Origin of the sequence: Synechococcus sp. H70.2 (assembly GCF_047462275.1) — a bacterium.
Taxonomy (GTDB): domain Bacteria; phylum Cyanobacteriota; class Cyanobacteriia; order Thermostichales; family Thermostichaceae; genus Thermostichus.
Genome location: NZ_JANSIU010000001.1, coordinates 50,324 through 59,364 on the forward strand (window position 1 = coordinate 50,324; position 9,041 = coordinate 59,364).

Here is a 9,041-nt window from a genome sequence, read left to right on the forward strand (position 1 = left end):
TCCCTCGGCCTCTAGGCCGCCCAAATTGACTAGGCGGGAGCTAGGGTCCGCCGCTTGGTAACCATTTGGTAGACCTCGATAATGTCCCCTTCCTGCCAGGCATCGAACTTCTCAATACCGATCCCACACTCGAAACCAGCAGCCACCTCCCGCACGTCGTCCTTGAAGCGTTTGAGAGAGTCGAGGCGTCCCTCGTAGACCACTTCTCCCTTGCGGCGAACCCGCACCAGGGCGTTGCGCTGCACTTTGCCGGAGAGCACGTAGCTGCCAGCCACGGTGCCGCGGCTGATGGGGATGACTTTGCGCACTTCCGCTTGGCCCAGCAGCTCCTCCACCTCTTCTGGCTCCAGCAAGCCCTCCATGGCTGCCCGCAGGTCATCCAGCAGGTTGTAGATAATGTTGTATTCGCGCACATCGACCCCTTTCTCGTCGGCAGCTCGCCGCGCGCCGGGGGCGAAGGTGGTGTTAAAGCCCAAGATAATGGCGTCGCTGGCTGCTGCCAAATCCACGTCAGTCTCTGTAATCTCCCCAGGAGCTGCCAGAAGAACCCGCAAGCGCACTTCCTCTTGCGGCAAATCCTGCAGGGCCGTCTGGATGGCCTCGGCGGAGCCCTGGACGTCTGTTTTGATGATTAGGTTCAACTCTTTGAGCTGGCCTTCCTGGGCTTTGGCAGAAATGCTAGTCAAGCTGACGCGACGAGAGAGCAACGCCTGTTGCAAACGGCTTTGCCGCAGGGCCTCCGCCCGCTCCTCAGCAACGCGGCGTGCTTCCTTCTCATCGCCATAGACCTGAAACTCATCCCCTGCCGCCGGCACCTCTTCCAAGCCCAGCAGTTGCACCGCTGAAGAGGGCCCGGCCTCCTGCAGCCGTTGGCCACGGTCGTCCATCATGGCCTTGACGCGGCCAAACACGGCTCCAGCCACCAGCGTATCCCCCACCCGCAGGGTGCCGTTTTGCACCAACAAAGTGGCCACGGGTCCCCGCGCTTTGTCCAAGTGGGCTTCGATCACAGTGCCGCGGGCGGGCCGGTTGGGATTGGCCTGCAGCTCGGCCACATCCGCCACCAACAGGATCATCTCTAGCAGCGCGTCTAGGTTGCGGCGGGTAAGAGCGCTGACCTCCACCATGGGCGTGTCGCCACCCCACTCCTCCGGCACCAGCCCATGCTCTGCCAACTGCTGCTTGACGCGCTCCGGCTGGCTGCCGGGCTTGTCAATCTTGTTGATGGCCACGATGATGGGTACGTGGGCTGCCCGTGCATGGCTAATGGCCTCCAGCGTCTGCGGCTGCACCCCATCGTCGGCAGCCACCACTAAGACAGCAATGTCAGTGACGCTGGCACCGCGGGCGCGCATGGCCGTGAAGGCCTGGTGGCCAGGAGTATCCAGAAAAACAATGCGCCGCTTCTGGCCTTCAAAGTCTACGTCCACGTGGTAGGCACCAATGCGCTGGGTGATCCCACCTGCTTCGTGCTGGGCCACATTGGTTTGGCGGATGGCATCGAGCAAAGTGGTTTTGCCATGATCCACGTGGCCCATGATGGTTACCACTGGCGGACGGGACACCAGGTGGTCAATGTCCTCCAGCTCAAGCATCTCGCTTTTCTTGACTTTGGGCTCTGTCTCTGGCCGACGAACCTCATAGCCCAACTCTTTGGCCACCGTTTCAGCCAGCGACTCGTCTAAAACCTGGTTGATGGTTACCTTCACCCCCTTAAAGAAGAGGGTTTTGATGATCTCTGTTTCCGACACCCGCAGGCGCTGGGCCAGTTCCTGCACACTGAGGCTGCCTTCGAGAACCAGAACCTTCTCTTGGGGCAGCAATTCCACCGTTTCTTCTGGAGGGCTGGCTTGAGCAGGGGTTGAGGGCTGCGGGGAGGGGTCAGCCGCTGGCCGAGGGCGCGGGGTCGAGACAACCGCTGCTGGTGGACGCTGCGCAGGGGGCTTGGCAGCGGGACGCGGCAAGGGCTGGATAGCGTTTAGCTGCGCTTGCTTGACGGTGGAGCTCACGGCCAGGGAATCCAAGTCCAGCAAGCCGTCTCCGTCTCCCTCCTCGCGTCTGCGTTTGCGCTTGCGCTCGGCCTGAGTGCGGCTGGATCGCCGTTCTAGGGCTTGTAGCTCCTCATCTTCCTCTTCTTCCACTGCTTTGCGCTTGACTTTGGATGGGGCAGGCCGCACGGGAGCCTCGGCCAGCACGGGAGTAGAGCGTTCTCCAGGGATCGCTTCGGGCAAGCGGGGAGAAGGCTCTGGCTCGGGGGGAACTGTTTTAGCGGCAGGACGGATGGGAGGCCCTACCAACTCCAACCGCGGCTGGGACCGAGGAGCCTCCTCGGCTTTACTGGGGCTGTCTGCCTTTTTGAGGGCTGCTGGCTGGGGCTCGGGATGACTGGCAGGGCGAACAGGTGGGCCCACCAGTTGGGGACGCGGTCTTTGCGGCGGAGGAGCCTTTGCTTCTGCGGGATGAGGAGGGGGAGTAACCCGCTGAGGAGGGGGAAGCACCACCAGGCGCTTAACCACCGGAGCAGGGCTGGTCTCGGCGCTGGCTGCTTTGGCTCCACTAGGTTCAGGTCGAGCTGGAGGGGCCGCTAGCTGTGGCTTGGTCTCTCCTGCGGGAGTAGCCTGTTGCCGCGGCGGGCCTATTCGTTCGGGGCTGGCCGCAGAAGCCTCTTTAGCAGGGGGGAGGCGCTCTGGTCGCTGCAACAGCGGTTTGGGAGAGCTGGCCTCCCTAGGGGTAGCTGGCTGCTGAGCAGGAGCAGGCCGGCGAATGCCGACAATAGCCTGAGAGCGCTCACTGGCTTTGGCTTCTGCCGATGCCTCTGCTGGCGAGCTTCCTTGGGACTTGGTCCGCGGGCGAGGCGGTTTCCCACTGGGGGATCCGCCCAGTTTGCTACGCACCAACTCGGCTTGCTCTAGGGAAATGGTGCTGCTATGGCTCTTGAAAGGGATCCCCAACTGCTCACAAGCCTCTAGCACCTCGCGATTGTCACGTCCCAGTTCGCGGGCAATGTCGTAAAGTCGAACTTTGTCGGTCATTCCTCTGCTCGCCTCTGCTCCTATCTCCTCGTTAGTTTTACGCTTGAATCATCTAGGCGGGCGTTTCTCCCGGCATAGGGGACAGTCTTGAAGATCCTAGGGGGAAGCGAAGTCCAACGGGGGCAGGAACCAACACCAACAGCGCCTTTTTAGAATAACTCTTCTGTAGTCCCTAGAGGGTGGCTGTAGCTGACCTCACCCAACCCCATTTTGACAACTAAGAGGGGTTGCCGTGTAGTTGGCAGGGGGGTAAAGCAATACCCTAGCTGCTGGCAGAGCTTTTGAGACTCAGCCTTTTGCATCTGATGTCTCTTGTCGGCCTTCTGCCAATTCCTGCTCCAGCAGCTGCCACAGCGAGTCTGGCACCGGAGCCTTGAGAGCTTTGCTCAGCTGCTGCCTCCGCCGCGCCGCCTGTAGACAGTCTAGCCGGCGACACAGGTAGGCAGAACGCCCCATACCCTGGTTCAAAAGCACCTGGTGAGTACCGTATTGCCTAACTAGCCGCCACAACTGGGAGCGGGGAAACAGTTGGCGACAGCCTACACAGCGCCGTAGAGGATCCCTGCTAACCAAAGGATCTTGTCTTGAAGGGCCTACCTACCCCAGCCTACTCCAACTGGGGCAGCCGTGACCGCAAAAACTCAAAGAAACGCTCCACTAAGTAGGGATCCCGCCAGCCCTTGGCCGTTTCTTCCTGTAGGATGTCCATGGCTTCTTGGACAGTGAAGGCTCGCTTGTAAGGCCGCTCCGAGGTAAGGGCGTCGTAGATGTCCACAATCTGGAAGATGCGGGCCACGAGTGGGATCTCTTCTCCCTTGAGGCCATCGGGATAGCCGCTGCCGTCCCAGCGCTCGTGGTGGTGGCGGATGAGGGGCAGCACATCCTTCATGGTGCGCAGCGGGCGGCAGATCTCCTCCCCGATCAAGACGTGGGATTTCATCACCTCCCACTCTTCCGGCGTGTGCTTGCCCGTTTTGCTCAAAATGGCGTCGGGTATGCCCACTTTGCCGATGTCGTGCAGGTAGGCTCCCCAGGTCAGCGCTTTGATCAAGGGACGGGGTAGCTGGAGAAACTCGCCGAAGCCCTTGGCCAGTTGTGCCAGACGCTCACAGTGATCCCCGGTGATGGGATCCCGGCTTTCTACGCTGCGGGCAATGGCAAATAAAACCTGGGCAGCATGATCCAGGTCTTCATTGAGGTGCTTTTGGTAAACGAGGGACCGCACCCGCGCCAGCAATTCCGCCTCATCAAAGGGCTTGCTCAGGAAGTCATCGGCTCCAGCTTCAATACCGCGCAGGCGATTTTTGCGGTCGCTGGCCGCTGTAATCAACACCACCGGGATTAAGCGGGTCTCTTCATCAGCCTTGATGCGCCGACAGACCTCGAATCCGTCCAACCCCGGCATCATCACATCCAACAGGACCAGATCCGGCTGCAAGCTTGGCAGCATCTGCAGGGCTTGCTGGCCGTTTTCCGCCTCGCTGACGCGATAGCCAATGCTCTCCAACAGATCCCCCAGCAACAGGCGACTGTGGGGCTGATCGTCCACGATGAGGAGATGGCCCGCCGGCTCCTGCTCTCCAGAAGGTGTTATCTCAGGGATCCCAACCCCCACGGTTCTCTCAGCTTGGGCGGACTGCATCTTAGCAAAGACTCTCCCTTGCTTACCGCCTTCAGCGTAATCTCAGCTCCCCCTGGCAAGCATCCGCCTTTCCACTGAACTTGCTTTCAGCCGCCGCCAATTGCTTAACCAAAACCCTGGCCAACAAGGGGGCTTTTTCTACAGCAATCAACTCTCCAGGGATCCCCTCTCTCGGCCACAATAGGGATAATGAAGGTAGTCTTGGCTACGTTGACACCCGTTTTGTTGGCTTCTTGGCAACTTTACCATGTCGTCTTTTTCCTCTGAGTCTTTGCGGGAGCAGGTGCGCCGCATCGATGACCAGCTTTCCCGCCGACCCCTAGAGCTCGATCCGGCAGGCTACTTTGTTATCTACATTGATCGGCAGCAGCAGCTCATTTGCGCCAAGTACTACAGCACCGTGATCAACGAGCGGGGGCTGGCCACCGACCCGGAGACGGGGGCGGTAATCCCAGCGCGGGGGCCAGTCAATCGCTCCCCACAGCGGGTGTACGTTGGGCGGACGGCCAAGGAGTTGTGTGTCCAGATCTTTGAAAAAGAAAGCGAGAAGGTCGTCTCCCAGCTTAGCCACGCTGCCTACCTGGGACGGGAGTTCCAGAAGGCAGAAGCAGCCCTAATCTCCGGCGAAGAGTACGTGCAGGACTAAGGGCAAACTCGCTGCAGGCGAGCAGCTTGTGGCAGAATCGAGCCAGCTTGCCGTGACCAAGATCACAGCGGGGCGAGCTAGGCCATGGACGACAAGGTTAAGCCGGGAACCCTTCTGCGGGGGCGCTACGAAATCCTCGGCCTTCTGGGGCAAGGGGGGTTTGGGGTTACCTACAAGGCGGTGGATCGAGACACCTTCAACACCCCCTGCGTAGTTAAGCGCCTGCGCCCTCTCTCCACGGATCCCCATACCCTAGCCACGGCTCGCAAGCTGTTTGAACGGGAAGCCAAAGTTCTCAACCAACTCAACCACTACGACCGGGTGCCCCGCCTCTTGGCCCACTTCGAGCAGGATCAGGAGTTCTACTTAGTCGAGGAGTTCATTGCCGGCCACGATCTCGGCCAAGAGCTGGTGGCCGGCCAGCCCTTGAGCGAAGCGGAGGTCGTCAAACTGCTGGGGGAGATCCTGGAGATCCTCCGCTATGTCCATGCCCGTCAAATCGTGCATCGGGACATCAAGCCAGCCAACCTGATGCGCCGCGACTCCGACGGCAAGTTGGTGTTGATTGACTTTGGGGCGGTGAAGGAGGTGGGCCGGTTGGTCAGCCCGGCTCCTGGCCAAACCCAGCTGGCAACAGTCATCGGCTCGGTGGGCTACATAGCCCCAGAACAGCTTGCTGGCAAGCCGCAGCCCTGTAGCGACATCTACTCGGTCGGAGTGCTGGCCATTCAGGCGCTGACTGGGCGCCCCCCCACCAAGATCCCAGACGATCCGCGCACTGGCCAGCTGCTTTGGCGGGATCTGGCCCCAGTGAGCGAGGCGCTAGCGGCAATTTTGGATCGCATGATCTGTCCCCGCTGGCAAGAGCGCTTTCAGTCGGCGGCTGAGGTGCTAGAGGCGCTGCGGCCCCTGCTGCCTGTTTCCAACGAAGCTCTGGCTTCTGATCTTTCGGTGGACCAGGTTTTGGCAGCACGCCTCTTGGTCCGTGGCCAAGAGAAAGCCCGCCAAGGGGATCTCCAAGGGGCGATTGCCGACTACACCCTGGCCATTCAACTGGATCCCCAGAATAGCCGCGCCTACAGCCAGCGGGGCAGCGCCCGCTACAAAACTGGCGACTGGGCAGGAGCATTTGAAGATTTCACCCGCGTCATTCAACTGGCGGGGGGAGAGGCCCGCACCTATTTCAACCGTGGCCTGGCCCGCTACCGGCTAGGGGACTATGAAGGGGCAGTTGCCGATTATACCCACGCCCTCCGCCTCAATCCCCACTGGGCAGTGGCCTACTACAACCGCGGCAACGCCTACCGGCAGCTTGAGCAGCCGCAGCAAGCGATTGAGGATTATTCCCGCGCCCTTGAGCTCAACCCTGAGGAGGTGCGGGCTTATTTTAACCGCGGCGTGGTGCGCGGCCATCTGGGGGATGCCCAGGGGGCAGCGGCAGATTTCTCCGAAGTCCTCAAGCGGGATCCGCAGGATGGCGAAGCCTACTTTAACCGGGGAGTGGCGCGGGCGCAGTTGCTGGACTTCCAGGGAGCGATAGAGGACTACACCCAGGCGCTGCAGTTGGATCCCGGTCACAGCAAGGCCTACTACCGCCGCGGCCTGGCCCGGCAAGCGGTGGGGGATCTCCAGGGGGCCATTGAGGATTTCTCTCAGGCCATTGCGCTACAGGCTGCTGGAAGCTCTGGAGCAGAGGTGGCAGTGCAGGCGGAGCTCTATCTGCAGCGGGCTATGGCCCACCTAAGCAACAACGCCCTAGAGGCAGCGCTGGCGGACTGTGAACAGGCGCTCCGCCTTAACCCTGCACTAGCCCAGGCCTATTGCTACCGGGGGCTGGCCCGCCAGGAGTTGGGGGATCCGGCAGGCGCTTTAGCCGACTTCAACCGCGCCTTGGAGCTGGATCCCCAGTTGGCCAAGGCCTACCTCAACCGCGGAATTGCTCATCTGAATCTGGGCCATCTGGAAGCGGCTCTGACCGACTTGAGCCAGGCCATTGCTTTGGATCCCAGCGATGCCAGGGCCTACAGCAGCCGCGGCCAGGTTCACCGGCTTTTGGGGGATCCCTTGGCGGCGCTGCAGGACTACACAGCTGCCCTAGAGCGGGATCCCCATAACCCGCAGCTCTACTTCGACCGCGGCCAGATCCATTTTGAGCAAGAAGATTGGCCGGCAGCCTGTGAGGACTTCTCCCAGGCGCTGCAGTGGGCAGGCCAGCCGGGGAGCCGGCGTGGGCCGGATCTAATGGCCCGTATCCATCTATACCGAGGTATGGCGCGGCAGCGGCTGGGAGACTGGCAGGGAGCACTGGCGGATTTCACAGCCCTGATCCAAGCCCAGCCGCAGGCGTCTCAGGGATTTGCCCTGCGGGCGGCGGTACATCTGGCTTTAGGCAACAAGGAGGCGGCGTTGGCTGACCTTGACCAAGCTTTGAGCTGCAACTGCGACTGGGGGCTGGCGGATGCGGCTCTCGCCTACCGGCAGCGGGGGGATCTCCACCGGCAGGCCAACCGGCTACGGCAGGCCATTGCCGACTACACCCAGGCCCTGCTCTTGAATTCGCAGGAGCGCCACGCCCTCTTCTGGCGGGCTCTCCTTTGGGATCAGGCGGGGGAGATCGAGAGCGCGCTGGCCGACTATACCCAGCTCCTGCAACTGGAGCTGGATCCCCAAACGCGCCTCTGGGTCTTGAACAACCGCGGCTGGGCCTATGCCCAACAGGGAGACTTTGCGGCAGCTATTTGCGACTACACGCAGGTTCTCCAACTGGATCCCAGCCATGTCAAAGCCCACTGCAACCGTGCCCTAGCCCGCGCTGCCCTTGGTGACTGGCAAGGAGCCTGTCAGGACTTCCAGACTGCCCTCCAGTTGCAGGGGTACCAAGGTCGCCTTGGGGAAGAAGAGGCTCACTCCCTAGGCAGCTCCTAGCGATCCCCCACCCTAAGCCTAACTTGCTCCCGTCGCTCCTCGAAGTCGCTCACTAGCAGCCTTACCCGGATCTGCCATTCTCCCGCCAAGGGCAAGAGGACCTCTTCCACCTCAAACCGGCCAGGTTCTTTCGGCAGGGCCTGGCGCCGCAAAGGCGGGATCCCACGCGCGGGCAGGTCAAAGTCCAAGCTCAGCTCCTGGGCCGGGATCCCTTTGACTTCCACTTGCACCTTGTTGTTGCCGGGGCGACAGGGTCGGATCTGCAGGCGGAGGCTGCCTTCTGGCCAGCCCAATGTCGCTTGGCAGGCTGGCTCCCGGGGGAGTTCTGCTCCTTGCTCAGGAGGGGCTTGGGCCACTAGAAAGCTGGTTAAGGCCAGCACCAAAACTAGCCCCACCAACTCCAGGCGGACAATCCCCTGCAGGGATCGAGCCGCCGCCCAGACCCCCGACCGCAGCGCCGGCAGCAGCCGCAACTTGTTGTGGGCGGCCAACCCTAGGATCATCAGCACCAGCAGTAGCTTGGCCCAGAGGTACTGCCCGTAGGGATGAGCCCAGTCCCAGCCGCGGTGGATCCCGCCCATTCCCACCCCTGCCAGCACCAGCCCCGGCACGGCCCAGGTGGCCACGTCGGAAAACCGCTGGATGAGGCCTACGGCGGGGGGAGTCAACTCAAGGACTCCGTCCCGCTGGCGCGAATGGCTTAGCAGGCGCTCCCGGGCCCCCACCCCCCCCCACCCAAAACCCCAGCCCGCCAGACGCAGCCCCCCCACGGCCAACCTGCGCGCGGGCAAGGACG

6 protein-coding genes are annotated in these 9,041 nt (G+C 61.9%); 2 read left to right on the plus strand and 4 right to left on the minus strand.

What is annotated here, in order from left to right; all coding sequences use genetic code 11:
* Positions 1 to 29: 29 nt before the first annotated feature.
* From infB to NW822_RS00255, 3 genes are all read right to left on the minus strand, one after another.
* Positions 30 to 3,032 carry a translation initiation factor IF-2 gene (gene infB, locus NW822_RS00245; RefSeq protein WP_414403121.1) on the minus strand — a complete coding sequence of 1,001 codons (3,003 nt, stop codon included), beginning with the start codon at positions 3,030 to 3,032 and terminating at the stop codon, positions 30 to 32.
* 288 nt (positions 3,033 to 3,320) lie between these two features.
* A complete protein-coding gene (locus NW822_RS00250; protein ID WP_414403122.1) occupies positions 3,321 to 3,605 on the minus strand; it encodes a YlxR family protein in 285 nt (94 codons plus the stop codon).
* A gap of 34 nt (positions 3,606 to 3,639) precedes the next feature.
* Positions 3,640 to 4,674: an HD domain-containing phosphohydrolase gene (locus NW822_RS00255; protein ID WP_414403123.1), complete on the minus strand. Its 1,035-nt coding sequence runs from the start codon at positions 4,672 to 4,674 to the stop codon at positions 3,640 to 3,642.
* A gap of 247 nt (positions 4,675 to 4,921) precedes the next feature.
* Between NW822_RS00255 and NW822_RS00260 the strand changes: the two genes are divergently transcribed.
* Together NW822_RS00260 and NW822_RS00265 are read left to right on the plus strand one after the other, a co-directional pair.
* Entirely contained in the window at positions 4,922 to 5,320 is a 399-nt protein-coding gene (locus NW822_RS00260; protein WP_414359581.1) for a DUF4346 domain-containing protein, read from the plus strand.
* 84 nt (positions 5,321 to 5,404) lie between these two features.
* The gene (locus NW822_RS00265; RefSeq protein ID WP_414403124.1) at positions 5,405 to 8,245 is read left to right on the plus strand and encodes a tetratricopeptide repeat protein; all 2,841 of its coding nucleotides are present in this window, start codon (positions 5,405 to 5,407) and stop codon (positions 8,243 to 8,245) included.
* On the opposite strand, the gene NW822_RS00270 is transcribed toward NW822_RS00265, so the two are convergent.
* On the minus strand, positions 8,242 to 9,041 hold an 800-nt coding region (locus NW822_RS00270; RefSeq protein WP_414403125.1), incomplete at its 5' end, for a CopD family protein. The genes NW822_RS00265 and NW822_RS00270 overlap by 4 nt on opposite strands.

Coding starts and splice junctions, on each gene's coding strand:
- infB (WP_414403121.1), bottom strand. CDS start 3,032: ATGACCGACAAAGTTCGACTTTACGACATTGCCCGCGAACTGGGACGT.
- NW822_RS00255 (WP_414403123.1), bottom strand. CDS start 4,674: ATGCAGTCCGCCCAAGCTGAGAGAACCGTGGGGGTTGGGATCCCTGAG.
- NW822_RS00260 (WP_414359581.1), top strand. CDS start 4,922: ATGTCGTCTTTTTCCTCTGAGTCTTTGCGGGAGCAGGTGCGCCGCATC.
- NW822_RS00265 (WP_414403124.1), top strand. CDS start 5,405: ATGGACGACAAGGTTAAGCCGGGAACCCTTCTGCGGGGGCGCTACGAA.